The sequence below is a fragment of the Xanthomonas sp. NCPPB 2864 genome (assembly GCF_056675615.1).
The window spans coordinates 308,397-334,564 of record NZ_JBWWVS010000003.1 but is presented as its reverse complement, the minus strand read 5'-3'; the positions used below and the strand labels follow the sequence as shown (position 1 = coordinate 334,564).

At 67.1% G+C, this 26,168-nt stretch carries 23 protein-coding genes; 19 read left to right on the top strand and 4 right to left on the bottom strand.

Features of this window, described 5'->3' with window-relative positions:
• Nucleotides 1-4: 4 nt before the first annotated feature.
• Together mmuM and mmuP are read right to left on the bottom strand one after the other, a co-directional pair.
• Nucleotides 5-967, bottom strand: a complete 963-nt coding sequence (gene mmuM, locus AC1KVE_RS09785) for a homocysteine S-methyltransferase (RefSeq protein ID WP_481092363.1) — start codon at nt 965-967, stop codon at nt 5-7.
• On the bottom strand, nt 964-2,361 hold the full coding sequence (gene mmuP, locus AC1KVE_RS09780) for an S-methylmethionine permease (protein WP_481092362.1): 1,398 nt from the start codon (nt 2,359-2,361) through the stop codon (nt 964-966). Before mmuP ends, mmuM begins: the two co-directional genes overlap by 4 nt.
• A 305-nt stretch (nt 2,362-2,666) precedes the next feature.
• Here mmuP and gloA2 point away from each other — a divergent pair, with 305 nt between their 5' ends.
• From gloA2 to AC1KVE_RS09690, 18 genes are all read left to right on the top strand, one after another.
• Complete coding sequence (gloA2, locus tag AC1KVE_RS09775) at nt 2,667-3,056, top strand: SMU1112c/YaeR family gloxylase I-like metalloprotein (protein WP_481092361.1); 390 nt, start codon at nt 2,667-2,669, stop codon at nt 3,054-3,056.
• Between the two features lie 143 nt (nt 3,057-3,199).
• Complete coding sequence (locus AC1KVE_RS09770; protein WP_481092360.1) at nt 3,200-4,093, top strand: ABC transporter ATP-binding protein; 894 nt, start codon at nt 3,200-3,202, stop codon at nt 4,091-4,093.
• Between the two features lie 12 nt (nt 4,094-4,105).
• Nucleotides 4,106-7,696 (top strand): ABC transporter permease/M1 family aminopeptidase, encoded by a 3,591-nt coding sequence (locus AC1KVE_RS09765; RefSeq protein ID WP_481092359.1) that lies wholly within the window; start codon nt 4,106-4,108, stop codon nt 7,694-7,696.
• 105 nt (nt 7,697-7,801) lie between these two features.
• The gene (locus AC1KVE_RS09760; protein WP_016904108.1) at nt 7,802-8,251 is read left to right on the top strand and encodes a DUF2147 domain-containing protein; all 450 of its coding nucleotides are present in this window, start codon (nt 7,802-7,804) and stop codon (nt 8,249-8,251) included.
• 226 nt (nt 8,252-8,477) lie between these two features.
• Nucleotides 8,478-10,565 carry a methionine--tRNA ligase gene (metG, locus tag AC1KVE_RS09755; RefSeq protein ID WP_481092358.1) on the top strand — a complete coding sequence of 696 codons (2,088 nt, stop codon included), beginning with the start codon at nt 8,478-8,480 and terminating at the stop codon, nt 10,563-10,565.
• Between the two features lie 199 nt (nt 10,566-10,764).
• A complete protein-coding gene (locus tag AC1KVE_RS09750; protein ID WP_104552952.1) occupies nt 10,765-11,355 on the top strand; it encodes an HAD family hydrolase in 591 nt (196 codons plus the stop codon).
• A 1-nt stretch (nt 11,356) separates the two neighbouring features.
• The gene (gene rnfB, locus AC1KVE_RS09745) at nt 11,357-11,788 is read left to right on the top strand and encodes an Rnf electron transport complex subunit RnfB (RefSeq protein WP_049818222.1); all 432 of its coding nucleotides are present in this window, start codon (nt 11,357-11,359) and stop codon (nt 11,786-11,788) included.
• A 195-nt stretch (nt 11,789-11,983) separates the two neighbouring features.
• Nucleotides 11,984-12,772 (top strand): hypothetical protein, encoded by a 789-nt coding sequence (locus AC1KVE_RS09740; RefSeq protein ID WP_481092357.1) that lies wholly within the window; start codon nt 11,984-11,986, stop codon nt 12,770-12,772.
• 85 nt (nt 12,773-12,857) lie between these two features.
• Nucleotides 12,858-13,226 carry a DUF4345 family protein gene (locus AC1KVE_RS09735; protein ID WP_024940530.1) on the top strand — a complete coding sequence of 123 codons (369 nt, stop codon included), beginning with the start codon at nt 12,858-12,860 and terminating at the stop codon, nt 13,224-13,226.
• Nucleotides 13,227-13,284: 58 nt separating this feature from the next.
• Nucleotides 13,285-13,848 carry a sigma-70 family RNA polymerase sigma factor gene (locus AC1KVE_RS09730; protein WP_024940529.1) on the top strand — a complete coding sequence of 188 codons (564 nt, stop codon included), beginning with the start codon at nt 13,285-13,287 and terminating at the stop codon, nt 13,846-13,848.
• Nucleotides 13,845-14,687, top strand: a complete 843-nt coding sequence (locus AC1KVE_RS09725) for an anti-sigma factor (RefSeq protein ID WP_181143123.1) — start codon at nt 13,845-13,847, stop codon at nt 14,685-14,687. The genes AC1KVE_RS09730 and AC1KVE_RS09725 overlap by 4 nt, the downstream gene beginning before the upstream one ends.
• Nucleotides 14,688-14,913: 226 nt before the next feature.
• Nucleotides 14,914-15,912: an acyl-CoA desaturase gene (locus AC1KVE_RS09720; RefSeq protein ID WP_481092356.1), complete on the top strand. Its 999-nt coding sequence runs from the start codon at nt 14,914-14,916 to the stop codon at nt 15,910-15,912.
• Nucleotides 15,909-17,159, top strand: coding sequence for an NAD(P)/FAD-dependent oxidoreductase (locus AC1KVE_RS09715; RefSeq protein WP_481092355.1), 1,251 nt, complete (start codon nt 15,909-15,911; stop codon nt 17,157-17,159). Before AC1KVE_RS09720 ends, AC1KVE_RS09715 begins: the two co-directional genes overlap by 4 nt.
• A complete protein-coding gene (locus tag AC1KVE_RS09710; RefSeq protein WP_481092381.1) occupies nt 17,159-18,064 on the top strand; it encodes a DUF1365 domain-containing protein in 906 nt (301 codons plus the stop codon). The genes AC1KVE_RS09715 and AC1KVE_RS09710 overlap by 1 nt, the downstream gene beginning before the upstream one ends.
• Entirely contained in the window at nt 18,061-19,356 is a 1,296-nt protein-coding gene (locus AC1KVE_RS09705; protein ID WP_039514269.1) for an SAM-dependent methyltransferase, read from the top strand. The genes AC1KVE_RS09710 and AC1KVE_RS09705 overlap by 4 nt, the downstream gene beginning before the upstream one ends.
• Nucleotides 19,353-19,898, top strand: a complete 546-nt coding sequence (locus AC1KVE_RS09700; protein WP_481092354.1) for a DUF2878 domain-containing protein — start codon at nt 19,353-19,355, stop codon at nt 19,896-19,898. Before AC1KVE_RS09705 ends, AC1KVE_RS09700 begins: the two co-directional genes overlap by 4 nt.
• The gene (locus AC1KVE_RS09695; protein WP_024940522.1) at nt 19,895-20,677 is read left to right on the top strand and encodes a DUF1295 domain-containing protein; all 783 of its coding nucleotides are present in this window, start codon (nt 19,895-19,897) and stop codon (nt 20,675-20,677) included. The genes AC1KVE_RS09700 and AC1KVE_RS09695 overlap by 4 nt, the downstream gene beginning before the upstream one ends.
• A gap of 17 nt (nt 20,678-20,694) precedes the next feature.
• Nucleotides 20,695-21,765 (top strand): SAM-dependent methyltransferase, encoded by a 1,071-nt coding sequence (locus AC1KVE_RS09690; protein WP_039511565.1) that lies wholly within the window; start codon nt 20,695-20,697, stop codon nt 21,763-21,765.
• Between the two features lie 235 nt (nt 21,766-22,000).
• On the opposite strand, the gene AC1KVE_RS09685 is transcribed toward AC1KVE_RS09690, so the two are convergent.
• Nucleotides 22,001-22,348, bottom strand: a complete 348-nt coding sequence (locus tag AC1KVE_RS09685; RefSeq protein WP_024940520.1) for a RidA family protein — start codon at nt 22,346-22,348, stop codon at nt 22,001-22,003.
• An 11-nt stretch (nt 22,349-22,359) separates the two neighbouring features.
• Complete coding sequence (locus AC1KVE_RS09680) at nt 22,360-23,067, bottom strand: DUF998 domain-containing protein (RefSeq protein WP_481092353.1); 708 nt, start codon at nt 23,065-23,067, stop codon at nt 22,360-22,362.
• A gap of 261 nt (nt 23,068-23,328) precedes the next feature.
• On the opposite strand from AC1KVE_RS09680, the gene mprF reads away from it, so the two are divergent.
• Nucleotides 23,329-25,893 (top strand): bifunctional lysylphosphatidylglycerol flippase/synthetase MprF, encoded by a 2,565-nt coding sequence (gene mprF, locus AC1KVE_RS09675; protein WP_481092352.1) that lies wholly within the window; start codon nt 23,329-23,331, stop codon nt 25,891-25,893.
• Nucleotides 25,894-26,168 lie beyond the last annotated feature (275 nt).

The window sequence follows — 26,168 nt, the reverse complement described above, 5'->3', positions numbered from 1 at the left end:
CAGCTCAGCCCGCCACCCGCGCACGCGCCAGCGCGGCGATGTCGCGCGGTGTGGTGCGGCAGCAACCGCCGATCAGCCGCGCACCGGCCGCCAGCCACTGCGCATGCTGGTCGGCCAGGGTGCATGCGGTCGTGCTGCCGGCATGCCACTGTTTTGCGCCGGCATCGTAGTGCTCGCCGGAATTGGGGTACACCACCAGCGGCAGCGCCGTCAGCGCGGACAATGTCTGCAACGCGGCGGTGACCTGCTCCAGCGCAATGCAGTTGATGCCCACCGCGATCACCTGCGCACACGCATCCAGCGCGGGGATGACCTGCGCCAGCGCGGTGCCATCGCTCAAATGTGCCGCATCGCACAGGGTGAACGAGAACCACGCGTGCAGCTGCGGGAACTCCTCCAGCAGCAGGCGCAGCGCGACGATCTCGTTGGCCGACGGCAGCGTCTCGCAAGCCAGCACATCCACCCCCGCCTCGGCCAACGCGGCGATGCGCGGGCGATGGAAGTCCATCAGTTGCGCCAGCGGCAGGGCGTAGTCCCCGCGGTATTCCGAGCCATCGGCCAGGTAGGCGCCATACGGCCCGACCGACCCGGCCACCCATAACGGCGCGTGCTGCGGTTGCGCCTGCAGATGATCGGCACGCGCCTGTGCGGCCAGGTCTACGCTGCGTGCGATCAACGCCTGCGATTGCGCCAGGTCCAGCCCGCGCGCGGCAAAGCCCAGCGGCGTGGCCTGGTAGCTGGCGGTGATGGCGCATTGCGCGCCGGCAGCGAAATAGTCGCGATGCACCTGATAGATCAGCTCCGGCTGCTCCATCAGCACGCGCGCCGACCACAGCGCATCGTTGAGATCGCAGCCGCGCTGCTCCAGTTCGGTGGCGAGCGCGCCATCCAGCAGCACGTAGCCGTCCTGCTGCAGCGCCTGGCTGAACGGCGCACCGTCACGCGGCTGGCGCGGAAGAATCGTCATGTGGGTTGCCTCCTGCTCGCAAGCCATTGGGTGAGTGCATAGGCGCCATAGCACAGCGCCACGAACGGGATGCCGCACCACAGCGCAATGCGCTGCTGCGGATCGAATGCCAGGCCGATGCAGGCCAGCAGACAGAGTGCAAAGCCCAGCAGCGGCGTCCACGGATACCACGGTGCGCGATAGGCCAGGCTCTCCGGCGCGACGCCATCGCGCAGCAACTGGCGCCGGAACCGGTAGTGCGAGGCGCAGATGCTCAGCCACACCACCACCACCGCAAAGCCGGACACCGCCGAAATCGCCACGAACACGGTATCGGCCGCATAGACGCCGGTGAGCAGCGCCAACAGGCCGCCCAACATGCTCAGTATCAGGGCCGGCAACGGGATGCCGCGCCGGGTCAGGCCTGCGAGCCGCGCCGGCAGCGTGCCCTCGTTGGCCAGCGACCACAGCATGCGCGCGGCCGCATACAGACCGGAATTGGCCGCCGACAGGATCGCCGTCAGGATCACCGCATTCAATACATCGGCCGCATACGGGATGCCCAGCAACTCGAACGCGCGCACGAACGGGCTGGTGTCCACGGCCGCCTGCCCGGCCGGCAGCAACGCGGCCAGCACCAGCACGGTGCCGACGAACAACACCACCAGCCGCACCAGCGTGGTACGGATCGCCAGCGGAATCGCACGCGCCGGCTGCGCGGTTTCGCCAGCGGCCACGCCGATCAACTCGGTGCCGGAAAAGGCGAAGTTCACCGCCACCATCGTCATCAGGATCGGCAGCGTGCCTTGCGCAAACCAGCCGTCGGCGCGCAGGTGGCGCAATCCGGGTGCCGGCGACCCATCGGCCAACGGCAGCACGCCGATCACCGCCGCGCCGCCAAGCACGATGAACAGCGCGATCGTGATCACCTTGATCAGCGAGAACCAGAATTCGCCTTCGGCAAACCAGCGCGCCGACACCGTGTTCAGGCCGAAGATCAGCGCGCAGAACAGCAGGCACCACGGCCATGCCGGTGTGTGCGGGAACCAGTACTGCATGCAGAACGCCGCCGCAGTCAGGCTCGAGCCCAGCGCCACCGTCCAGGTCAGCCAGTACAACCACGCCACCACGTACCCGGTGGCCGGGCCGAGATAACGCGCGGCATACACATGAAAGGCGCCGGTCTGCGGCATCGCCACCGCCAGCTCGCCCAGGCACTGCATCACCAGATACACCACCAGCGCGCCGATCAGATAGGCGATCACCGTGCCGAGCGCGCCGGTGCTGGCGATGATGTAGCCGGTATTGAAGAACAGGCCGGTGCCGATGACCCCACCCAGCGACAACATCACCAGGTGGCGCACCTGCATGCTGCGCTGGAATTGCAGTGCGGCGGTGGACGGCGGCTCGGGCATCGGCGTGTCTGATCGGTGGCAACGCATCCTGCCATGCGCGGCCAGGCGAGCACAGCCATGCGATGGCAAGCTGTGACGGTGCACCAGCGTGCAACGGCCCGCGGGTATGCTTGCGTACTGTTCACCTGGAAGGTCGCCATGCCGCACGCCCTGCAACCACCCATGCATGCGAAGACGTCTCGCTCGACCAGCGCGGTGGTGCCCGCATGCGCACCACGTGACACAGCCGCTGCGCGCAACGCACCAGCGCTCGCCGACAGTCTGGGCGCGTCGCAGCCGATCGCGCGGCGCTTGCGAGGTGCCGCATGAAGCTTGCCGGCATCCACCATGTAGCCATCATCGCCGGCGACTACGCGATGTCCAAACGGTTCTACTGCGACATCCTGGGCCTGCGGGTGCTCGATGAGCATTACCGGCAGGCGCGCGATTCCTGGAAGCTGGACCTGGCACTGCCCGATGGTGGCCAGATCGAGCTGTTCTCGTTTCCCACCGCACCGCTGCGCCCCAGCCGCCCGGAAGCACGCGGCCTGCGCCATCTCGCCTTCAGCGTCGAGGATCTGGACGCGGCCGTGGCGCATCTCACTGCGCACGGCGTGGCCACCGAAGACATCCGCATCGACGAGTACACCGGCCGCCGCTTCACCTTCTTCGCCGACCCGGATGACCTGCCGCTGGAGCTGTACGAAGTGGGTTGAGCGCAGCATGCCCTGCGGGTTCGGTCACATCCGCCGCACGGTCATGTCGAGCAGGCGTAGTCGATCGTCTCTGTGACTTTCGGCGCATGCGGCACTGCGGTCACGCCGTGAAGATCAGGCCACCCAGGACACAGGAACCGTCCATGCTGCAGATCCGTGCGCTGTCCAAGACCTACGCCAACGGCGTGCATGCGCTGCAAGGCGTCACGCTCGACATCCCGCGCGGCATGTTCGGCTTGCTGGGGCCAAACGGCGCCGGCAAGTCGTCGCTGATGCGCACGCTGGCCACGCTGCAGGAGCCCGACTCGGGTAGCGTCAGCCTGACCGACGCCGATGGCAGCAGCATCGACGTACTCGCCGACAAGGACGCATTGCGGCGCCGGCTGGGCTATCTGCCGCAGGATTTCGGCGTGTACCCGAAAGTGAGCGCGCTGGACATGCTCGATCACTTCGCCGTGCTCAAGGGGCTCACCGATCGCGGCCAACGCAAGGAGGTGGTCGAGCGACTGTTGCAGCAGGTCAACCTGTGGGACGCGCGCAAGCGCAAGCTCGGCACCTATTCCGGCGGCATGCGGCAGCGCTTCGGCATCGCGCAGGCGCTGCTGGGCAATCCGCAACTGGTCATCGTCGACGAGCCCACCGCCGGGCTGGATCCGGAAGAGCGCAATCGTTTTCTCAATCTGCTGGCCGAAATCGGCGAGAACGTGGTGGTGATCCTGTCCACCCACATCGTCGAAGACGTCACCGACCTGTGCCCGACGATGGCCATCATGAACAAGGGCCAGGTGCTGCTGAGCGGGCGGCCCGCCGATGCGATCGGCATGCTGCATCAGCAGGTTTGGCGCAAACAGGTCAGCAAGCAGGCATTGCCCGACTACGAGGCGCGCTTCACCGTGCTGTCCACGCGCCTGATTGCCGGCCACCCGGTGATCCACGTGTTCAGTGCCGACTGCCCGGAGCCGGGGTTCGAACAGGTCGCTCCCGATCTTGAGGATGTCTATTTCCAGCGCCTGCGCAAGCAAGCGCTGGCCGCCTGACGGAGCGCGGCGATGATCATGGCGTTCCTGCGCTTCGAGCTGCGCGAACAACTGCGCTCGCCCTTGCTATGGCTGCTGGCCGCGCTGTACGCGTTGCTGGCGTTTGCCGCGCTGTCCAGCGATGCGGTGCAGATCGGCGGCGGCATCGGCAACGTGCTGCGCAATGCGCCTACGGTGATCGCCACGCTGCTGGGGCTTTTCAGCCTGCTTGGCCTGCTGGTGATCAACCTGTTCGTCAGCAATGCCCTGCTGCGCGACTTTGACCTGGGCACTGCCGAGCTGGTGTTTTCCACACCGATACGGCGGCGCGACTACCTGCTCGGCCGCATCGGTGCTGCACTGATCGCCGGCATGCTGATGTATGTGGTGATCGCGCTGGGCATGTTCGCCGCGCAGTTCATGCCGTGGATCGATCAGGCGCGGCTCGGGCCGGTCGCGGTGCTGCCCTATCTGTGGTCGCTGCTGGTGCTGGTGCTGCCCAACCTGCTGTTCACCACCGCGCTGCTGTCGGTGCTGGCGGTGACCACGCGCAGCATCCTGTGGGTCTACATCGGCGTGATCGTGTTCTTCGTGCTGTACGGCGTGAGCCGTGCGCTGATGGCCGACCTGGACAATGTGTGGATTGCCACGCTGGCCGACCCGCTCGGCATTCGCGCGCTATCGCAGACGCTGCGCTACTGGTCGGTGGAGCAGCGCAACCACCAGCTACCGCCGCTGACCGGCTACCTGCTCGCCAATCGCGCGGTGTGGCTGGGCATGAGCGGTGTGTTGTTTGCCGCCACCTTCGCGCTGTTCCGTACCGAGCGCAGCGGGACGCGGCGGCGCCGTGGTGTGGCGTCGGTTACGCCCGCTGATGCACCTCCCGCCAGCGCGCGCGTCGGCACGACACGCCTGACGGTCACCCCGCGCTTCGGCGCGGCCACTGCATGGCGGCAACTGCTGCGCCAGATCCGCTTCGACACGCTGGGCGTGCTGCGCAGCGCGCCGTTCGTGGTGCTGCTGATGCTGGGCCTGGCCAACTTCATTCCGACCGCGCTGTTCAAAGCGCGCTATTACGGCACTGCCGTGCTGCCGGTGACCTCGTTGATGCTGGAGGCGCTGCAGAACAGCTACAGCTTTCTGCTGATCATCGTGGTGCTGTTCTATGCCGGCGAGCTGGTGTGGAAGGAGCGCAGCAACCGCATCGACGGCATCACCGACGCGATGCCGGTCCCCGATTGGGTGCCGCTGCTCGGCAAGTTCGTCGCCTTGCTGGCGGTGATCGCCAGCTTCCAGGCCGCCGGTGCGTTGACCTCGATCGCGCTGCAGCTGGGCCGTGGCTATACCAGCATCGAGCCGCTGCTGTATCTCAAGACGCTGGCGCTGGGCTCGGTGCTGTACGTGCTGATGGGCGGCATGGCGCTAGCGCTGCAGGTGCTGAGCAACAACAAGTTCGTCGGCTATGCGCTGCTGATGCTGGTGTTGATTGGGCAATCGGTGCTGTCGATGCTCGACTACACCCAGAACCTCTACACCTTCGGCGGTTGGCCCAACGCGCCGTATTCGGACATGAACGGCTACGGGCACTTCCTGCCCGGCCAGTTGTGGTTCCAGGGCTATTGGGGCGTGTGCCTGCTGGCGCTGCTCCTGCTGTCCTCGGCGTTCTGGCCGCGCGGCGTGGGCCATGGCCTGCGCCAGCGCGTGCGGCTGGCGTTACGGCGCCTGCGCAGCCCGACCGGTGCGGCCCTGGCGATCACCCTGCTCGGCTTCGCGGCGATCGGCGGCTGGCTGTACTGGAACACCAACGTCTACAACAGCTTCCTGTCGCCGGAACAACAGCTGGACCTGCAGGCACGCTACGAGCGCGATTACCGCAAGTACAAGGATCTTCCGCAGCCGCGCATCGTCGCCGTCGACAACCACGTCGACCTGCATCCGGAAACCCAGTCGGTCGTGGTCGATGCCACCTGGACGGTGCGCAACACCCACCCCACACCGATCAGCGAAGTGCACATCGGCATGCAGGGCCGCACTGGCGACCGCAGCCTGGTCAAGGTGGATCTGGGCGGGCAGACGCTGACCACGCACGATATCCCGGCCGGCTATCGCATCTACCGCCTGCAGACACCGCTGCAACCCGGGCAGGAGCGCGTGTTCCGCTTCCGCGTGGACCAGCATCCGCACGGCCTCACCGCCGAGCAGGCGCAAACCGAACTGGTCGCCAACGGCAGCTTCTTCAACACCACCCGGCTGCCCTGGTTCGGCTACAACACGCAGGCCGAGATCAGCGACCGCAACGAGCGCCGCAAGCGCGGCCTGGGCGAACCCACCCGCATGCCCAAGCTTGAAGACCAGGCCGCGCGCGCCAACACCTACGTCAGCAACGATGCCGACTGGCTCGCTTTCGCCAGCACCGTCTGCACCGCGCCGGACCAGATCGCGCTGGCGCCCGGCTATCTGCAGCAGGAATTCCAACGCAATGGCAGGCGCTGCTTCCGCTACGTGATGGACCGCCCCATGCTCAATTTCTATGCCTACCTGTCGGCACGCTGGGAAGTGCGCAAGGCGCGTTACAAGAACATCCCGATCGAGATCTATTACGACCCCAAGCATCCGTACAACGTGCAGCGCATGATCGAGAGCGTGCAGAAATCGCTGGCCTATTACGAAGCCAACTTCAGCCCGTATCAGCATCATCAGGTGCGCATCATCGAGTTCCCCGGCTACGCGCGGTTTGCGCAGTCGTTCGCCAATACCATTCCCTACTCCGAGTCGATCGGCTTCATCGCCGACCTGCGCGACAAGAACGACATCGACTACGTGTTCTATGTCACCGCGCACGAAGTGGCGCACCAGTGGTGGGCGCACCAGGTGATCGGTGCGAACGTGCAGGGCGCCACCCTGCTGTCCGAATCGCTGGCGCAGTATTCGGCGTTGATGGTGATGGAGCGCGAGTACGGACGCGCGCATATGCGCCGTTTCCTCCGCTACGAGCTGGATCGCTACCTGGAAGGCCGTGGTGGCGAAACCATCGAGGAGTTGCCGCTGTATCGGGTGGAGGATCAGCAATACATCCACTACCGCAAGGGGTCGCTGGCGTTCTATCGGCTACGCGAGGACATCGGTGAGCAGGCGCTCAATCGCGCATTGCAGCGCTTTCTGGCGGCCAAGGCGTTTCAACAACCGCCCTACACCACCTCGGCCGAGTTGCTGCAGGCCATTCGCGCCGAAGCACGCCCGGACCAGCAAGGCCTGATCACCGACCTGTTCGAGAAGATCACCTTCTACGACAACCGCGTGGTCAGCGCGCAGGCACGCAAACGCCCCGATGGCCGCTTCGAGGTGACCGTGCAAGCGCAGGCGGCCAAGCTGCAGGCCGATGGCAAGGGCAAGGAGCATGCAGTGCCGCTGGACGACTGGATCGAAGTGGCGATCTACGGCGCTCCGGCCGGCAAGGATGCGCAGGCGCCGGTGCTGGCCTTGCAACGGCAGCACGTCACCAGCGCCGCGCCCAGTTTCAGCATGACCGTGGACCGCCTGCCGGTCGAAGCCGGCTTCGATCCGGACAACAAGCTGATCGACCGCGTGCCGGCGGACAACCGCAGGCAGGTGACGCTGCAGTAGCCGAATGAACGCATTCCGCAGCGCGTCTTTCCGCCACCATACTCCACGGTATACATTCCGGTCAGGCCGTCGACGGCGGCCATAGCAATCCCTGGGAGGGGACACATGCGCAAGACCTTCAAGACCCTGATGCTGGCCCTGCCGCTGGCCGCTGCCTCGCTGCTGGCCCAGGCCGCCGATTCGCCGGTGGGCCGCTGGAAGACCATCGACGACGAGACCGGCAAGCCCAAGTCGGTGGTGCAGATCGAACAGCTCGGCAACGGCACGCTGAGCGGCAAGGTGGTCGACATCCTGCAGTCCAACCACGGGCCCAACCCGACCTGCGACAAGTGCGATGGCGCGCTCAAGGGCAAGCCGATCAAGGGCATGACCATCCTGTGGGGCCTCAAGCCGGACGGCACCGCGGTGTGGAGCGGCGGCTCGGTGCTCGACCCGGCCAAGGGCAAGACCTACAAGGCCAAGGTCACCCTGACCGATGGCGGCAAGAAGCTGCAGATGCGCGGCTATGTCGGCATCGAAGCGTTGGGCCGGACCCAGACCTGGATTCGCGAATAGCCGGGAATCGGGATTGGAGAATCGGTAAGAGCAGGCGCCCGTGAGGGCGCCTTTTTTGTGCGCTTCCATCCTGACGCTACATGCGCGGCCAAACACCTGCGCGCCTTGACAACACGGCCGCATGACCCTGCTTTGACCGATTCCCCAATCCCGATTCCCGATTCCCAGCCCCAATCCCTGCTCTCGACTAATGCGATAATCGGCTGTCCCCCGCATTACGCCTGCCATGACCCGCACCGCACTCGTCACCACCGCCCTGCCCTACGCCAACGGGCCGCTGCATCTTGGCCATCTGGTCGGCTATATCCAGGCCGACATCTGGGTGCGCGCGCGCCGGCTGCGCGGCGACAAGACCTGGTTCGTCTGCGCCGACGACACCCACGGCACGCCGATCATGCTCGCCGCCGAAAAGGCCGGGGTCACCCCGGAAGCCTTCATCGCCAACATTCAGGCCAGCCATGAGCGCGATTTCGCCGCATTCGGGGTGACCTTCGATCATTACGATTCGACCAATTCGCCGGTCAATCGCGCGCTCACCGAGGCGTTCTACACAAAGCTGGAGGCCGCCGGCCACATCAGCCGTCGCTCGGTGGCGCAGTTCTACGACCCGGCCAAGGGCATGTTCCTGCCGGATCGCTACATCAAGGGCATCTGCCCCAACTGCGGCAGCGCCGACCAGTACGGCGACAACTGCGAGGTCTGCGGCGCCACCTATGCGCCGACCGAGCTGAAGGAGCCCAGGTCAGTGATCTCCGGCGCCACGCCGGAGCTGCGCGACTCGGAGCATTTCTTCTTCGAAGTGGGCCATTTCGACGGATTTTTGCGCGAGTGGCTGGCCGGCGATGTAGCGCTGCCCGGGGTCAAGGCCAAGCTCAAGGAATGGCTGGACACCGAAGGCGGCCTGCGCGCCTGGGACATCTCGCGCGATGCGCCGTATTTCGGCTTCCAGATTCCCGGCCAGCCGGGCAAGTATTTCTACGTGTGGCTGGACGCGCCGATCGGCTACCTGTGCAGCTTCAAGACGCTGTGCGCGCAGATGGGCGAAGACTTCGATGCGCATCTGGTGGCCAGCACGCAGACCGAGCTGCATCACTTCATCGGCAAGGACATCGTCAATTTCCACGGCCTGTTCTGGCCGGCGGTGCTGCACGGCACCGGCCATCGCGCGCCGACCCGGCTGCACGTCAACGGCTACCTCACCGTGGACGGCGCCAAGATGTCCAAGTCGCGCGGCACCTTCGTGATGGCGCGGACCTTCCTGGACGTGGGCCTGGAACCGGAGGCGCTGCGCTACTACTTCGCGGCCAAGTCGTCCGGCGGCGTGGACGACCTGGACCTCAACCTGGGCGATTTCATCGCGCGGGTCAATGCGGATCTGGTCGGCAAGTTCGTCAACCTGGCCAGCCGCTGCGCCGGCTTCATCGGCAAGCGCTTCGACGGCAAGCTGGCCGACGCCCTGCCCGACCCGGCGCAATACGACCGCTTCGTCGCCGCGCTGGCGCCGATCCGCGAGGCCTACGAGCGCAACGACGCGGCCAGCGCGATCCGCCAGACCATGGCGCTGGCCGACGAGGCCAACAAGTACATCGACGACACCAAGCCGTGGGTGATCGCCAAGCAGGACGGCGCCGATGCACAACTGCAATCGGTGTGCACGCAGGGCCTGAACCTGTTCCGGATCCTGGTGGCCGCGCTCAAGCCGATCCTGCCGCGCACCTGTGCCGAGGCCGAAGCCTTCCTGTCGGCACCGATGACCAGTTGGGAAGACGTCGCCCGCCCGCTGACCGCGCACGTGATCCAGCCCTACACCGCCCTGTTCACCCGTATCGACCCCAAACTGATCGACGCCATGACCGACGCTTCAAAAGACACCATGGCCGCACCTGCGGCACCCGCTGTCACTACCGCCAAGCCTGCCCCGTCCAAGGCCGAGACGACGCCGGCGGCCGCTGCCAATCCCCAATCCCCAACCGCCACTCCCAGCCTCATCGGCATCGACGATTTCGCCAAGCTCGACCTGCGCATCGGCAAGGTGCTGGTGTGCGAATTCGTGGAAGGCTCGGACAAGCTGCTGCGCTTCGAACTGGATGCCGGCGAACTGGGCAAGCGCCAGATCTTCTCGGGCATCCGCGCCAGCTATGGCGAACCGGAAGCGCTGGTCGGCCGCAGCGTGGTGTTCATCGCCAACCTGGCCCCGCGCAAGATGCGCTTCGGCATCAGCGAAGGCATGATCCTGTCGGCCGGCTTCGACGGCGGCGCGCTGGCACTGCTGGACGCCGATGGTGGTGCGCAGCCGGGGATGCCGGTGCGGTGAGGCGGGATTGGGGGGCGGGATTGGAGAATCGGGAATCGGGATTTGTAAAAGCCGGAGCTGATTGTTGAGGGAGACCTGACACGCGTGCCTGGCCCGACCCCTCATCCACCCCCTGCGGGGCACCTTCTCCCGGTGGGAGGAGGAACAGACACTGCGCCTCCAACCAATCCCCACTCCCGACTCCCCAATCCCCGCCCCCATGCACCTGGCCCTGTTCGACTTCGACCACACCATCACCACCTGCGACAGCTATGCGCGCTTCCTGCGCAAGGTGGCGACGCCTGCGCAGCTGGCGACGGCGAAATGGCAGGCCGGTCCCTGGGTGTTCGGCTATCGGATCGGGCTGGTCTCCGCACACGCCTTGCGTGCGCGCGTCACGCGCCTGGTCTTCAGTGGTCGCTCGCTGGACGAGATGGCCGCCCATGGGGCTGACCATGCACGCAACGCATTGCCCGGGATGTTGCGCGCCGAGATGATGCGACGCATCGACTGGCACCAGGCACAGGGGCATGAAGTCGTGCTGGTGTCGGCATCGCTGGACCTGTATCTGCAGCCGTGGTGCGCCCAGCATGGCCTGTCGTTGATCTGCAACAAGCTGGAACACCACGCCGGCGTGCTGAGCGGGCGCTATGCAGACGGCGATTGCGGCCCGCACAAGGCTGCGCAGATCCGCCTGCGCTACGACCTGTCGCACTACGCATGCGTGCATGCCTACGGCGACAGCCGCGAGGACAAGCCGATGCTGGCGCTGGCGCAGCAGCGCTGGTATCGCGGCAACCTGCTGCACTGACATGCACATCGCAACGCCCGCCTCATCGCCCGATCTGGTCGAACGCCTCGACCGCCTGCTGCCGCAGACCCAGTGCGGCCAGTGCGGCTACGACGGCTGTCGCCCGTATGCGCACGCCATGGCCAACGGCCAGGCCGATGTCGATCACTGCCCGCCCGGCGGCGACGCCGGGGCACGCGCGTTGGCGCACGTGCTGCAGCGTCCTGCACGCCCGTACGACCGCAGCCGTGGCAGCCACACGCCGCCGCAGGTGGCCTGGATCGTGGAGGCCGACTGCATCGGCTGCACCAAATGCATCCAGGCCTGCCCGGTGGACGCCATCGTCGGCGGCGCCAAGCACATGCATACGGTGATCGCCGCGCTGTGCACCGGTTGCGAGCTGTGCCTGCCGGCCTGCCCGGTGGACTGCATCGCGCTGCACCCAGGCAGCTGAGCGGCTGGCGAGGCGGCATGCCGCGTCAAACGCAACGCCTGCCAGCGTTGCGCGCATCTCACCGCGACGCGATCCCTGACCAACGGCACCGGCCGCCAACGACGCCCTGTTTGTCAGGAACGTCCTGACGCGTCCGGCGCATCCGTGTTGCGGATGCGCTCGTATTGGTAGGCACTCCCATCGAGGAATCCGCCGATGCGCCCATTCGCCGCCGCCCTTGCCGCGCTCGCCACCGTCTGCCGGCCGATTCCGCCGTTGCTGCTGCTGGTGCTGGGCGGCCTGCCGCTGAGTGCGGCTGCGGTCACCCGCGTAGATGGCGATGCCTTCGATGGCGACAGCGGCGCGTTGCGCTATCGCGAGTCGCACTGGCTGCTCGACGATGGCGGACGCGTGGTGCTGTATCGCTGCCCGGATGGGCGCCCGTTCGCGCGCAAGCAGGTCGATGGCGGCGGCAGCTCGCCCGACTTCAGCCTGATCGACGGCCGCGACGGCTATCGCCAGGGCGTGCGGCAACGCAACGGCGTGCGCGAGATGTTCCAGCAGGAGCCCGGCAAGGCCGAGCAGCGCACGCCATTGCCGGCCGACGACGGCCCGCGCGTGATCGATGCCGGCTTCGATGCCTACCTGCGCAACAACTGGGAGGCGCTCGCCAGCGCGCCGCAACGCGTGGACTTCGTGCTGCCCAGCCTGCAACGCCAGTTGGCGTTTCGTGTCGAGCGTATCGGCGATACCGGCGGCGAGCGGCGGTTTCGCTTGAGCCTGGATGCCTGGTACGGCGCGGCGGTGCCCTCGCTCGAAGTGCGTTATGCCATCGCCGACAAGCGCCTGCTGCAGTTCCGTGGCGTGGGCAACCTGCGCGACGCGCGTGGCCGCTATCCGCACGTACGCATCGTTTTTCCGGACACCGCTGCGCGTGCCGTCGGCGCCGATGAACTGCGCCAGGCGCGCGAGCAGCCGCTGGCCAAGAGCTGCAGCGCCCCGTGAACCAGACACCTGCCATCTTCACGTTCGACCACACGCGGTTGCGTACAACGGCCCGGTCACTTCTTCCCCATACAGGATCATCGCCATGGCCAAGGCCTACCTCTGGATCAACGCAGTGCTCTACGTCGTCCTGGCAATCTGGTGCACGCTCTCGCCGGCCAAGACCGCCAATGCCGTGGGTTACACCCAGCTCTCGCCGGCCGGGCAATCGGAATACCTGGTCATCTATGGCGGCTTGCAGCTGGGCATGGCGTTCCTGTTCGGCTACTTCGCCTGGATCGATCAACCGCGCACCGGCCTGCTGGTCGCACTCGCGTTCTACGTGCCGATCGTGCTGTTCCGCAGCGTCTCGCTGGCGCGCCTGTGGCCGGTCTCCGCACCCACGGTGGCATTGGCAGGCGTCGAGATCCTGCTGCTGCTCGCGGCAGTGCTGCTGTGGTTTCAGCGCAAGTGAAGGACAGCGTCAGCACAGTCCGGTAGCATCGCTCCCACCTCAGACAACGCCCGACCGCATGAGTGCCATCCCTGGCCACGACGACGATGAAACCGGACGACTGCTGACCGCAACCGCGGGCGGCGACCGGCATGCCTTCGAAGCGCTGTACCGGCAGACCTCGCCGAAACTGTTCGGGGTCTGCCTGCGCATGATCCCGCAACGTGCCGAAGCCGAAGAGGTGCTGCAGGACGTGTTCACGCTGATCTGGCACAAGGCCGGGCAGTTCGATCCCGCCCGTGCACGCGGGCTCACCTGGCTGGCGATGATCGCGCGCAACAAGGCCATCGATCATCTGCGCGCCAATGCACCGCAACGCCGCAACGTGGCGCTGGACGATGCCGGCGAACTGCGCGCCGGCGATGCCTCGCCGCTGGAGCGCACCGAGCGCGCCAGCACGCGTCGCCGCATCGACCATTGCCTGGCCGAGCTGGAGCCGCCGCGCAGCGAATTGATCCGCACCGCGTTCTTCGATGGCATTACCTATGAAGAGCTCGCCGCGCGCACCGACACACCGATCGGCACGGTCAAGAGCTGGATCCGCCGCGGCCTGGCCAAACTCAAGGCATGTCTGGAACGATGAGCACGCCCTTTCCCATTGACCAGGAACCGCCGCGCGACGTGCTGGCCGGCGAATACGTGCTGGGCCTGCTCAGTGCCGACCAGCGCCTGGCTGCCGAACAACGCGTCGCCACCGACGGTCAGTTCGCCCAGGCGGTGACGCAGTGGCAGGAACATCTGGCGCCGTTGCTGGACGAGATCGCCGCAGTGACGCCGCCCGGCCAGGTCTGGGCACGCATCCGCCAGACGCTGGGCTTCGATACGCCGTTGCATGCGGTGGCCTCCGCGCCATCGGCAGCGCCGCCGATAGGCACGCCAAAGCCAGCGGTGTGGAACAGCGTGCGGTTCTGGCGCTGGGCAAGCGCCGCTGGCCTGGCCACTGCCGCGGTCTGCGTGCTGGCGCTGCTGAACCTGCGCACGCCACCGGCAGCGGTGCAGCCGCCGCCGGGCACCGGCCCGGTGGTACAGACACCGGTGACGCCGCCTGCAACCACCACCGCGCCGGCGACCGGCATCGCGATGACCTCCACGCTGGCCACCGAAGACGGCCGCCCGGGCTATGTCGCCTTGATGGATGCCGACAAGCACACCATCACGGTGACGCCGCTGGATCGCACCGCCACCGCCGACAAGGTGCCCGAGCTGTGGCTGATCACGCCGGACGGCAAGGCGCATTCGATGGGTACCTTCGACGACCAGCGGGCACGCCGCGCGCAGATTCCCGATCAGCTGATGCCCATGCTCAGCAACGAGGCCATCCTGGCCGTCACGCTGGAGCCGCCAGGCGGCGCACCGGGCGGCATTGCCACCGGGACCGTGGTGGCCAAGGGCGGCATCAGCACACTGGCAATGGCACCCTGATCCGGCGCGCCTGACGCCGCCTGCGACCACGTCGCAGGCGGCGGCTTTCAGGCAACAGCCTCATCCGCCTCAACCCTGGCGTGCGCCGTTGAATGTGTGCGCAATTGCGCGATTCGTTCGCACCGGTACGCCAAGTGCGCGCACGCATGCGACGATCAAACGGGCTGGTGCATCTGTTTGCCGGCGGCGTCCGTAAAGGGTCACGACTACACACGGAGAACCACGCGTGCCGAGTACTGGCTTTGACCCACATGCCGCGCCGCCGCAGCCTGCCGACACCTGCCGTCTCGGGTGGCTTGCGGCACGCACCGGCAGCCTGCGTCGTTGGGTGGATTCGCAAACCGACGAGCCGCTGGACGAGGCACGCGCAGACCGCATCGACTGGCTGCGCGCCCTGCCCTTCATCGCGCTGCACCTGGCCTGCCTGGCGGTGTTCTGGGTCGGTGCGTCCTGGTTCGCAGTCGGCACGGCGGTGGCCTTGTACGCGCTACGCATGTTCGCGCTGACCGGGTTCTATCACCGTTATTTCTCGCACCGCGCGTTCAAGACCTCGCGCGTGCTGCAGTTCCTGTTCGCGGCCATCGGCGCCACCTGCGTGCAGCGCGGGCCGCTGTGGTGGGCCGCGCATCATCGCAACCATCACCGCCATACCGACACCGGCCGCGACCCGCATTCGCCGGCGCAGCACGGCTTCTGGTGGAGCCACACCGGCTGGTTCCTGACCCCGCGCAACTTCCGTACCGATTGGGAGGTCATCCCCGACCTGCGTCGCTTTGCCGAGCTGCGCTTCCTGGACCGCTTCGACATCGTGATGCCGGTGCTGCTGGCGATCGGGCTGTACCTGCTCGGCGACTGGCTGGCGGTTGCCGCGCCTGCGTTGAAGACCAACGGTGCGCAGCTGCTGGTGTGGGGCTTTGTGATCTCCACCGTGGCCTTGTTCCATGCCACCTTCACCATCAATTCGCTGGCGCACCGCTTCGGCAGCCGGCGCTTCGACACCCGCGACGACAGCCGCAACAACTGGCTGCTGGCATTGCTCACCTTCGGCGAAGGCTGGCACAACAACCACCACTTCTTTCCCGGCTCCGCGCGCCAGGGTCTGCGCTGGTGGGAGTACGACGTCACCTGGTACGGGCTCACCGCGATGTCGTGGGTGGGCCTGGTGTGGGACCTCAAGCCGATGCCGAAATCGCTCACCCAACGTGCCGAGCGGGTGAGCCGATGAGCGAGGGCAGGATTGCCGTGGTCGGCAGCGGAATCGCCGGCCTGGGCGCAGCGTGGCTGTTGTCGCGCCGCTACGAGGTCACCTTGTTCGAGGCTGCCGATTATCTGGGCGGGCATACGCATACACACGACATCCAGCTGGACGGCCAGCGCTATGCGGTGGACAGCGGCTTCATCGTGTTCAACCCGCAGCACTATCCGCTGCTCACGCGCATGTTCGCCGAGCTGGACGTGGCCGCGCAGCCGACCACCATGAGCTTCTCGGTGCACGATGCGCGCAGCGGGCTCGAATACAACGCCGGCAGCCTGGGCGGGCTGTTCTGCCAGCGCAGCAACCTGTTCAGCCCGCGCTTCTGGGGCACGTTGGCCGACCTGCGCCGCTTCTACCGGCAGGCACCGGCGGTGCTGCACAGCGAGGAGCGCTTCAGCACGCTGGGCGCGTATCTGCAGCGGCATGGGTACTCGGACGCGTTTCGCGACCAGCATCTGGTGCCGATGGCCTCGGCGTTGTGGTCATCGCCCTCGCAACGCATCCTCGAATTCCCGATGGGCCAGCTGATCGGCTTCATGGCCAATCACCACATGCTGCAGCTCAGCGGGCGTCCGCAATGGCAGGTGGTGCGCGGCGGCTCCAACAGCTACGTGCGCGCGCTGCGTCGGCGCTGGCAGGTGCTCGAGCGCCTGTCCACGCCGGTGCATGCGATCCGGCGCGCGCCCAACGGCGTGGTGCTCAGCTCCCTGCGTGGCGAGGAGCACTTCGACAACGTGGTGCTGGCGTGCCATGCCGACGATGCCCTCGCCTTGCTCAGCGATGCCACAGCGGCCGAGCAGCAGATCCTGGGCGGCATCACCTACCAGGACAACGACACCGTCCTGCACACCGACGCCAGCGTGCTGCCGCGCGACCGCCGCGCCTGGGCAGCGTGGAATGCGCATGTGCCGGCCGACCCGCAGGCGCCGTGCACGGTCAGTTACTGGATGAACGCGCTGCAGTCGATCAAAGCGCCGCAGCCGTTCATCGTCAGTCTCAATCGCGACCACGACATCGCGCCGGACAAGGTGCTGCGGCGCATGCGCTACCGCCACCCGGTACAGAACGCCGCCGCGCTCGCCGCGCAGACGCGCAAGGCCGAGATCCAGGGCCTGCAGCACACCTGGTTTGCCGGCGCGGCATGGGGCTTCGGCTTCCATGAGGACGGCCTGCGCAGCGGCGTGGAAGTGGCCCGTGGCCTGGGAGTGGACTGGTGATGCAGCTGCTGCGCGAAGCCAGCCCCGATGCGGTACCGCTGCCTCCGGGCGAGGACAGCGGTGCCGGCAGCGTGGCGGGCACACTGCGCAGCGCGATCTACACCGGCTGGGTGCGGCACCGTCGGTTTGCGCCCAGAGCGCTGGCGTTCCGCTACCGGCTGTTCCTGATGTACCTGGATCTGTCCGAGCTCGATGCGGTGTTTGCCCGCCGTTGGCTGTGGTCGGTGGGGCGCGCCAACCTGGCGCAGTTCCGGCGCAGCGATTATCTCGGCGACCCACAGGTTCCGCTGGACCAGGCCGTGCGCGATTGCGTGCAGGCCCAGACCGGCGAGCGCCCCGATGGCGCGATCCGCCTGCTCACGCATCTGCGCTACTTCGGCCATGTGTTCAATCCGGTCAGCTTCTACTACTGCTTCGATCGCCACGGTGGCCTGCGCTGGATCGTTGCGGAAATCACCAATACGCCCTGGCAGCAGCGCCACACCTACGTGCTGCCGGTCGCGCAGGCGCGCACGCATCGCGACGTGCATGCCTGGCGCTTCGACAAGCGCTTCCATGTCTCGCCCTTCATGGGCATGCAGCACCAGTACGACTGGCGTTTCAGTGTGCCGGATGCGCAATTGCGCGTGCATATGCAGGTGCTGGATGCACCAGGCGGCGACGCGCCGGCCGCTCATCCTGACGCCGATGGCGCAGGCAGCGAGCGCGGCACGCCCCGCTTCGATGCCACCCTGGTCCTGCAACGCCAGCCGCTCAACGCACGCACCCTGGCGCGCACGCTGCTGGCCTATCCCTTGATGACCGTGCAGGTGGTGCTGGCCATCCACTGGCAGGCCCTGCGCCTGTGGCTACGCGGCAACCCCGTCCACGATCACCCTCATCCGCCTGTGCGAGAACCCCGATGAACGCCACGTCCCTGCCCGACACCGCTGCGCCGCGCGCGGCTTCCTGGACGGACCGCCTATTGCGCAAGCGCCTGCTGGCCACGCTCGGCGAGCTGCGCGATGGACAGTTGCAGCTGCACGAAGCCGATGGCGTCACCACCCTCGGCAACGCCAGTGGTGCGGATGCGCTGCAGATGCAGTTGCGCGTCATCGACCCCGGCTTCTATCGCCAGGCCGCGCTCAACGGCAGCGTCGGTGCCGGCGAGTCGTACATGGACGGGCAATGGCAATGCGACGATCTGGTCGCATTGATGCGCCTGCTGCTGCGCAATCGCGAGCGCCTGGATGCGATGGAGACCGGTACCGCGCGACTGGGCGGCTGGGCGATGCGCAGCCTGCATGCATTCGCACGCAATACCCGCAGCGGCAGCCGGCGCAACATCGCCGCGCACTACGATCTGGGCAACCCGTTGTTCCGCCTGTTCCTGGACGAGAACCTGATGTATTCCTCGGCGATCTTCGTCGAGGGCGAAGAAGCCCAGGGCGAGGCCGCACTGGAGCGCGCAGCCACACGCAAGCTCGAACGCATCTGCCAGAAGCTGCGGCTCGGCCCGCAACACCATGTGGTGGAAATCGGCACCGGCTGGGGCGGCTTTGCGCTGCACGCCGCACGCGAGCATGGCTGCCGCGTCACCACCACCACCATCTCGCGCGAGCAGTTCGAGCTGGCGACCCAGCGCATCGCCGCGGCCGGCCTGAGCGACCGGGTCAGCGTGTTGCTGCGCGACTATCGCGATCTGGACGGGCGCTACGACCGGGTGGTGTCGATCGAGATGATCGAGGCGATCGGCCATCAGTATCTGGACACCTATTTCGCCAAGGTCGGCAGCCTGCTGGCCGACGATGGCGAGGCGCTGATCCAGGCCATCACCATCGAAGACCATCGCTATGCGCAGGCGTTGCGCTCGGTGGACTTCATCAAGCGGCACATCTTCCCCGGCAGCTTCATTCCGTCGGTGGCGGCGATGACCGGCGCGATCGCACGCGCCAGCGACCTGCGCCTGTTCAACCTGGAAGACATCGGGCCGAGCTACGCGTTGACGCTGCGCGCCTGGCGGCAGCGCTTCATGGCGCAGCTGCCGCAGGTGCGCGCGCTCGGCTACGACGAACGCTTCATCCGCATGTGGGAGTTCTATCTGGCCTATTGCGAAGCCGGTTTCCTGGAACGCTCGATTGGCGATGTGCATCTATGGCTGAGCAAGCCGGGCGCACGCCCGCCGCAGTTCGTGCCCGGCCTTCCCGTTGACGCATGAAGCAGCTCGGCAACTATCTGGGCCTGCAGGTGCTGTGGCTGGTGGCCGTCAGCGCCGCTGCGCAGGCGCGTATCTGGCCCACCTTGCTGGTGCTGGCGCTGTTCGCGCTGTATCAGCTATGGCCGTCGCGGCGTGCGCCGGGCGATCTGCAATTGCTGGTCGCCGCGCTGTCGCTGGGCTTGCTGCTGGACACCACGCTGGCCGCCGCAGGCTGGGTGCGTTATGCCGCACCGTGGCCGGGCACCCTGCTGGCGCCGGCCTGGATCCTGGCGTTGTGGCTGGGCTTTGCACTCACGCTCAATCATTCGCTGGCGTCGGTGATGCAGCGGCCGTGGCTGGCGGTGCTGCTGGGCGCGATCTTCGGGCCGTTTTCGTACTGGTTGGCGCAACGCAGCTGGCAGGCAGTGCACTTCCAGCCGCCGCAGCTGCATGCGGCGGTCGCGGTCGGCATCGGCTGGGGCGTGGCCTGCGGTCTGTTGTCGCTTTATGCACGCCGCCTCGCGCGACCATCGCCTGAACACCTGAGGGGAGAACTGCAATGAATGCCTGGCCGCTGCTGCATGTGGGCGTGTTTGCGAGCGTGGTGATGGTGATCGGCTGGCTGTGGCAACGCCGCAGCGGCAATGCCGGCCCGGTCGACGTGCTGTGGGCCGCGTGCCTGGCGGTGGCGGCGCCGTATTGCGCGTGGATGTCCGATGGCGCGCTGCTGCCGCGCGTGCTGGTCGGGGTGCTCGGCGGTGTCTGGGGCGCGCGCCTGGCGTTGCATCTGGGCGTGCGCGTGTTCGGCGACCCGCACGAAGATGGCCGTTATCGTGCCCTGCGCGAACACTGGAATGGCGACCAACGCAAATTCCTGGGCTTCTTCCTGGCGCAGGCAGTGGTCGTGGTGCTGTTTTGTGTGCCGTTTCTGGCCGCTGCCAGCAACCCGACTCCGGCCTGGAGCGTATGGAGCACGCTGGCGATTGCGGTGTGGTTGATCGCGGTCGGTGGCGAAGCCCTGGCCGACCGCCAGCTGTCTGCGCACAAGGCCAACCCGGCCAATCGCGGCGTCACCTGCCGTAGCGGATTGTGGCGGTATTCGCGCCATCCCAATTACTTCTTCGAGTTCGTGCACTGGTTCGCCTATCTGGCGCTGGCCGTCGGTGCCGGGCCGTGGCCGCTTGCCCTGGCTGCGCTCGGGCCGGTGGTGATGTTCGTATTCCTGTATCGCTTTACCGGCATTCCCTACACCGAGCAGCAGGCGCTGCGCTCGCGTGGTGAGGACTACGCGCAATACCAGCGCAGCACCAGCGCATTTTTCCCACTTCCCCCTTCGTCCTGAGTCGCCTGGAGAGTCGTATGTCCACTGTCACCATCCCGCCCTCCTCGCTGCCCGAAGAATCCTTTGCCACCCGGCTGGCCGAATCCGGCGTGCTCCCCGACGCCGCACTGCGTTACGGCATCCGCCGGCTGTGTGCGCAACGTCTGCGCGATGAGCGTACCGGCGGTGCCGACGCCAGCGGCGAGCGCCAACGCGCCTTCATCGACAGCCTGCGTGCCAGCGCCATCGCGATCGAAACCGATGCCGCCAATCGCCAGCACTACGAATTGCCGCCGCAGTTCTTCACCCTGTGCCTGGGCCGCCGGCTCAAGTACAGCAGCTGCTACTGGGACGCCACCACGCCGGATCTGGATGCGGCCGAAGAACGCATGCTGGCGCTGTACGGCGAGCGCGCCGAACTGGCCGATGGCCAACGCATCCTGGAGCTGGGCTGCGGTTGGGGCTCGCTGACCTTGTGGATGGCCGAGCGCTATCCCGGCGCCACCATCACCGCGGTGTCCAACTCGCGTCCGCAGCGCGCGCACATCCTGGAGCAGTGCCGGGTGCGCGGATTGAGCAACGTGCAGGTCATCACCGCCGACGTCAACGCGCTGGCGCTGCCGCCGGGCAACTTCGACCGCGTGGTGTCGGTGGAGATGTTCGAGCACATGCGCAACTACCGCGAGCTGCTGGCGCGCGTCGGCAGCTGGCTGGCGCCAGGTGGCAAGCTGTTCGTGCATATCTTCTGCCACCGCGACCTGGCCTACCCGTTCGAAGTGGCCGGCGAAGACAACTGGATGGGACGGCATTTCTTCACCGGCGGGCTGATGCCGGCGGCCGATACCCTGCTGCATTTCCAGCAGGACGTGGTCATCGAACAGCGCTGGGTGCTATCGGGCGAGCATTACGAAAAAACCGCCAACGCCTGGCTGGAAAACCAGGACCGCCACCGCGAGCAGATCATGCCGCTACTGCGGCAGACCTATGGCGACGATGCGCAGCGCTGGTGGCAGCGCTGGCGGATGTTCTGGCTGGCCTGCGCCGAGCTGTTCGGTTACGACCAGGGCCGCGAATGGGGCGTGGCGCATTACCGCTTCGTCAAACGCTGATTACGCACGCGCGCGCATCGAAACGACGAGGCGGCCCGCGTGAGTGAAGCGCGACATGTCGGCGTTCCACTCATGGGGTGCGCCGACAAGCGCGCTGGCGGTCCTGCCAAGCAAACGTGTGAGCGGTTCTTCGCCGCTGTCGTCCACCAACGCTGCGCTGCATGTCCGAGCGCATGCGCGCAGATGACGCGGCGTCGGCGCGCGATCGAGCCGCGCTCCGCGCGCCGCGCTGCGATCAGCTCGCCGCAGCGGTGATCACGATTTCCACCTTCCATTCCGGCCGCGCCAGTCTGGCTTCGACCGTGGCCCGCGCCGGGGTGAAGCCGTGCGGCACCCATTCGTCCCAGGCCTTGTTCATGCCGTCGAAATCGGCGATGTCGGCCAGGAAGATTTCCGCACGCAGGATCTTGGTCTTGTCGCTGGCCGCCTGCGCGAGCAGCCGGTCGATTTCGCCCAGCACCTGGCGGGTCTGCCCGGTGATGTCTTGGCTGGTGTCTTCGGCAATCTGGCCTGCCAGGTAGCACACGCCGCCATGGACGGTCATTTCCGACATCCGCGGACCCGCATCGAATCGCTGCAGCATTTTCAGACTTCCTACGGTTGATTGACCCGGGCATTGTCCCGCGAATGCGGCAAACGTGCAGCCCCGGCGCGCACGTGCTGCGCCAACCACGCCCCGACCCGCACCATCCAGGCCACGATCAACACGATGGCGCTCTTCTGGCTGATGCCCAACGGCGCGCCGGTGACCGTGACGTGGAACAGCAACACCGCAAATGCGCACAGCCCCAGGCCGAACGCGGCGGCGAAGTGGCGTTGCCACATCCGGTCGCGGCGGAAGTACCAGGACTGCAGCAATACCGCCGCGATCACGCACAGAAACGTCATGTCGGCCGAGAGCAGGTGCACCGGCATGGCCGCGTCGGGCGCCAGCTCCGGCATCCAGCTATCGCCGATCGACACCATGCACAGGCCCACCGCCGCCGCCCAGAACAGCCCCACCACGGCGCGGCTGCGCGCGGGCGGTGCAAGTGCCGCATGCAGGCCCAGCGCCATCCACGCCATCGCCGCAGCCAGCACGCAATAGGCCGTGCGCAGCAGCAGGCCGTAGGCACCGTGCAGATACGCGCTCAGCTGTGCGTCGATCCAGTCCAGATCGCCGCGCAGCGATTGCAGCAGCAGGATCAAGGCGATGAAGGCCAGGCCCATGTAGGCGGCGACTGCGCCGGCCTGCCCGGCCCAGCGTGGCGGGCAGGCCGACCCGGGTGGCATCACAGTGCCGCTGGTGTGTTGATCTTCCATCAGCAGCCTGTCTGTGTTGCAACGGTCATCGTGTCCATGTCGGTCTCCTGCGGCACGCGGGCGCGGCGATGCCCTATGATGCGCGCGGCCGTCCTGAGCCGACACCTGTCGGCGCGACCGAACCCTGCGTTCACCTCATTCGGCATCCGTACGATCACCCTGCATGTACCTTGACACCGACCGTCCCATGCAGAGTAACCGCCCGCGCGGCACGCACCGTGCATGTGCCCTTCTTCCCCTTCAGCAGATCCCGTTTCCCTCATGACGGATACCTCCGTGTCTTCCCAAGCGCCGGCCAGCGGGTGGCGCCGCGCCTTGCCGGTGATCATCAGCCTGGCAATCCTGGCAATGGCGCTGCACGCGCTGTCGGGGCAATTCACCGACCATGGCTATCGGCAGATCCGCCAGGCCTTCCGCGCCCTGGGTGCCGGCCAGATCGCGCTCACCCTGTTGCTGGGCTTGAGCAGCTACGCCTGCCTGGTGGGCTTTGACTGGGTCGGGCTCAAGCGCACCGGCAAGCGGCTGCATCCGGCGCGCGTGGGCATCACCGCCTTCATGGCGCATGCGGTGGGGCAGACGCTGGGCTTTGCCGCACTGACCGGCGGCGCGGTCCGCCTGCGCGGCTATGGCAGCGTCGGGCTGACCCTGGCCGAGATCGGCCAGGTGGTGCTGATGAGCACGCTGGGCTTCGTCTTCGGCGCCTGGGTGTTGCTTGGCCTGGCGCTGCTGCTGGAACCGGAAGCGGCTGCACGTGCCTTGCCGATCACCGCAGAAGGCATCCGCATTGCCGGCATCGCCTTGCTGGTCGGCTACGTCGCGATGCTGGGGCTGGTCGGCAGACAGGGCCGCGAATTCGGGATCCGCAGTCATCGCTTCTGGCTGCCCGACCGCACCACGGTCCTGGGCGTGACCGCGCTGAGCGTGGTCGAGCTGGGCCTGGCCGCCGCCGCGTTCTACGTGCTGCTGCCGCCGGACCCGGGCACCGGCTACTTCGGGTTTATCGGCATCTGGCTGGTGGCGGTGGTCGCCGGGCTGATCTCCACGGTGCCGGCCGGCCTGGGCGTGTTCGAGTGGAGCCTGCTCAAGCTGCTGCCGCATGTCACCCCCGCCGCGGTGCTGGCCGCCGCGCTGGCCTACCGGGTCACCTACTACATCGTGCCGCTGCTGATCTCGGTGGCGATGGCGGCAGCCTCCGGCCTGGGCGCACCGGTGCGTGCCAGCGCCAGCACCGCACGCACGGTATGGAAGGCCTTGCGCCCGTGGTTGCCGCAGATCCTGGCGTTGGCGGTGTTTGCAGTGGGTGCCGCGCTGGTCATCGACGGCACCTTGCCCACTCCGCGCGCGCGCCAGGAAGTGGCGCCGCTGCCGCTGATCGAAACCTCGCACCTGCTGGTCAGCCTGGGCGGCATGGTGCTGCTGCTGATCGGCCAGGGCCTGCAACGCCGCAGCCATGCGGCCTGGGTGCTGGCGCTGGGCGTGTGCATCCTGCTGCCACCGCTGTCGCTGTTGCGCGGCAGCCATATCTCGGTGTCGTTGTCGGCGGCGCTGGCCGCGGTGGCGCTGTGGGCGGCACGCCGCGAGTTCTACCGCCAGGGCGCGCTGCTGGACGAAGCCTGGTCGTGGCGATGGCTGAGCAACCTCGGCCTGGTGCTGGTGGCCACGTTCTGGCTGCTGTTCTTCGTCTACAGCCACGTCGAATACAGCAACGACCTGTGGTGGGAATTCGCCACCTCGGCCAACGCGCCACGCGCGCTGCGCGCGGCACTGATCCTGTGCGTGGGCGTGATCGTGTTCGGCATGGCGCGCCTGCTGCGTGGCGGCCGCCGCCCGATGCCGTCCGCCGATGCGCAGACCCTACAGACGCTGGCGCCGATCCTGGCCATCAGTACCGACACCCAGGCCTGCCTGGCGCTGACCGGCGACAAGGCGTTCCTGCTCGACGAGCAGCGCCGCGGGTTCGTGATGATGCAGCGTTACGGCGGCTCGCTGATCTCGATGGGCGACCCGGTCGGCCCGCCGGAGGTCGCGCGCGCCCTGATCTGGCGCTTCCGCGAGGAGGCCGACCATATGGGCCTGCGCCCGGTGTTCTACCAGGTCGGCGAAAAATACTGGCAGACATATCTCGACATGGGCCTGACCCTGGTCAAACTCGGCGAAGAGGCGATCGTGCCGCTGGAAGGCTTCACCCTGGAAGGCCGCGACCGCGCCGATCTGCGCCAGGCCTGGAACCGCGGCAAGCGCGGCGGCCTGACATTCCGCATGCTGCAGCCCGAGCAGGTGGACGCAGTACTGCCGCGTCTGTCCGAAGTGTCCGAGCAATGGCTGGAAGAAAAATCAGGCGAAGAGAAGGGCTTCTCGCTGGGCAGCTTCGAAGCGGACTACCTGCGCCGCTTCCCGGTGGCAGTGGCCGAGGCGGAGGGCGAAATCGTGGCGTTCGCCAACGTGTGGTGGGCGCCGGCCGGCGGCGAGCTGTCGGTGGACCTGATGCGGCACAGCGCGCAGGCACCCAAGGGCACGATGGATTTCCTGTTCATCGAGCTGTTCCTGTGGGGGCAAGCCAACGGCTATACGCGCTTCTCGCTGGGCATGGCGCCGTTGTCGGGCCTGGCCGAGCATCGCCTGGCCGGCCGCTGGAATCGCTTCGCCAGCCTGGTCGCACGTCACGGCGAGCGCTTCTATGGCTTCAGCGGCCTGCGCCGCTTCAAGTCAAAGTTCGCCCCGACCTGGCGCCCGCGTTATCTGGTCGCGCCCGGTGGCATGCATCTGCCGGCGGCGCTGCTGGATGTCACCCGATTGATCTCGGCGGATCCGGGCCGGCAGGAGTAAGGCCGCTCGATACCTGCGGTTTTACGCGAATGCCCCGCTCTGCTGCGGGCGCTTGCACGTGTGCCTGAAGGCATTGCTCGCCGATCAGCAGTGGCAACGCTGGGAGCGTGGTGCCGCGTCCGGAGGCGGGACCGTGTGGCGACATGGATGTCGCCACCGAGCCTCCAGGGATGGATTTACGGCGTGTCCCGACACCGGATGCGGCGCCGCGCCGCCGACCGACTCCGCACACCGATCACTCTTGCGCACGACATCTGGCGTTTCCACGCGAATGC

What these genes read in the sequence shown, in the direction of transcription:
- mmuM (WP_481092363.1), bottom strand. Translation starts at nt 967, where the DNA reads ATGACGATTCTTCCGCGCCAGCCGCGTGACGGTGCGCCGTTCAGCCAG.
- mmuP (WP_481092362.1), bottom strand. Translation starts at nt 2,361, where the DNA reads ATGCCCGAGCCGCCGTCCACCGCCGCACTGCAATTCCAGCGCAGCATG.
- gloA2 (WP_481092361.1), top strand. Translation starts at nt 2,667, where the DNA reads ATGAAGCTTGCCGGCATCCACCATGTAGCCATCATCGCCGGCGACTAC.
- AC1KVE_RS09770 (WP_481092360.1), top strand. Translation starts at nt 3,200, where the DNA reads ATGCTGCAGATCCGTGCGCTGTCCAAGACCTACGCCAACGGCGTGCAT.
- AC1KVE_RS09765 (WP_481092359.1), top strand. Translation starts at nt 4,106, where the DNA reads ATGATCATGGCGTTCCTGCGCTTCGAGCTGCGCGAACAACTGCGCTCG.
- AC1KVE_RS09760 (WP_016904108.1), top strand. Translation starts at nt 7,802, where the DNA reads ATGCGCAAGACCTTCAAGACCCTGATGCTGGCCCTGCCGCTGGCCGCT.
- metG (WP_481092358.1), top strand. Translation starts at nt 8,478, where the DNA reads ATGACCCGCACCGCACTCGTCACCACCGCCCTGCCCTACGCCAACGGG.
- AC1KVE_RS09750 (WP_104552952.1), top strand. Translation starts at nt 10,765, where the DNA reads ATGCACCTGGCCCTGTTCGACTTCGACCACACCATCACCACCTGCGAC.
- rnfB (WP_049818222.1), top strand. Translation starts at nt 11,357, where the DNA reads ATGCACATCGCAACGCCCGCCTCATCGCCCGATCTGGTCGAACGCCTC.
- AC1KVE_RS09740 (WP_481092357.1), top strand. Translation starts at nt 11,984, where the DNA reads ATGCGCCCATTCGCCGCCGCCCTTGCCGCGCTCGCCACCGTCTGCCGG.
- AC1KVE_RS09735 (WP_024940530.1), top strand. Translation starts at nt 12,858, where the DNA reads ATGGCCAAGGCCTACCTCTGGATCAACGCAGTGCTCTACGTCGTCCTG.
- AC1KVE_RS09730 (WP_024940529.1), top strand. Translation starts at nt 13,285, where the DNA reads ATGAGTGCCATCCCTGGCCACGACGACGATGAAACCGGACGACTGCTG.
- AC1KVE_RS09725 (WP_181143123.1), top strand. Translation starts at nt 13,845, where the DNA reads ATGAGCACGCCCTTTCCCATTGACCAGGAACCGCCGCGCGACGTGCTG.
- AC1KVE_RS09715 (WP_481092355.1), top strand. Translation starts at nt 15,909, where the DNA reads ATGAGCGAGGGCAGGATTGCCGTGGTCGGCAGCGGAATCGCCGGCCTG.
- AC1KVE_RS09710 (WP_481092381.1), top strand. Translation starts at nt 17,159, where the DNA reads ATGCAGCTGCTGCGCGAAGCCAGCCCCGATGCGGTACCGCTGCCTCCG.
- AC1KVE_RS09705 (WP_039514269.1), top strand. Translation starts at nt 18,061, where the DNA reads ATGAACGCCACGTCCCTGCCCGACACCGCTGCGCCGCGCGCGGCTTCC.
- AC1KVE_RS09700 (WP_481092354.1), top strand. Translation starts at nt 19,353, where the DNA reads ATGAAGCAGCTCGGCAACTATCTGGGCCTGCAGGTGCTGTGGCTGGTG.
- AC1KVE_RS09695 (WP_024940522.1), top strand. Translation starts at nt 19,895, where the DNA reads ATGAATGCCTGGCCGCTGCTGCATGTGGGCGTGTTTGCGAGCGTGGTG.
- AC1KVE_RS09690 (WP_039511565.1), top strand. Translation starts at nt 20,695, where the DNA reads ATGTCCACTGTCACCATCCCGCCCTCCTCGCTGCCCGAAGAATCCTTT.
- AC1KVE_RS09685 (WP_024940520.1), bottom strand. Translation starts at nt 22,348, where the DNA reads ATGCTGCAGCGATTCGATGCGGGTCCGCGGATGTCGGAAATGACCGTC.
- AC1KVE_RS09680 (WP_481092353.1), bottom strand. Translation starts at nt 23,067, where the DNA reads ATGGAAGATCAACACACCAGCGGCACTGTGATGCCACCCGGGTCGGCC.
- mprF (WP_481092352.1), top strand. Translation starts at nt 23,329, where the DNA reads ATGACGGATACCTCCGTGTCTTCCCAAGCGCCGGCCAGCGGGTGGCGC.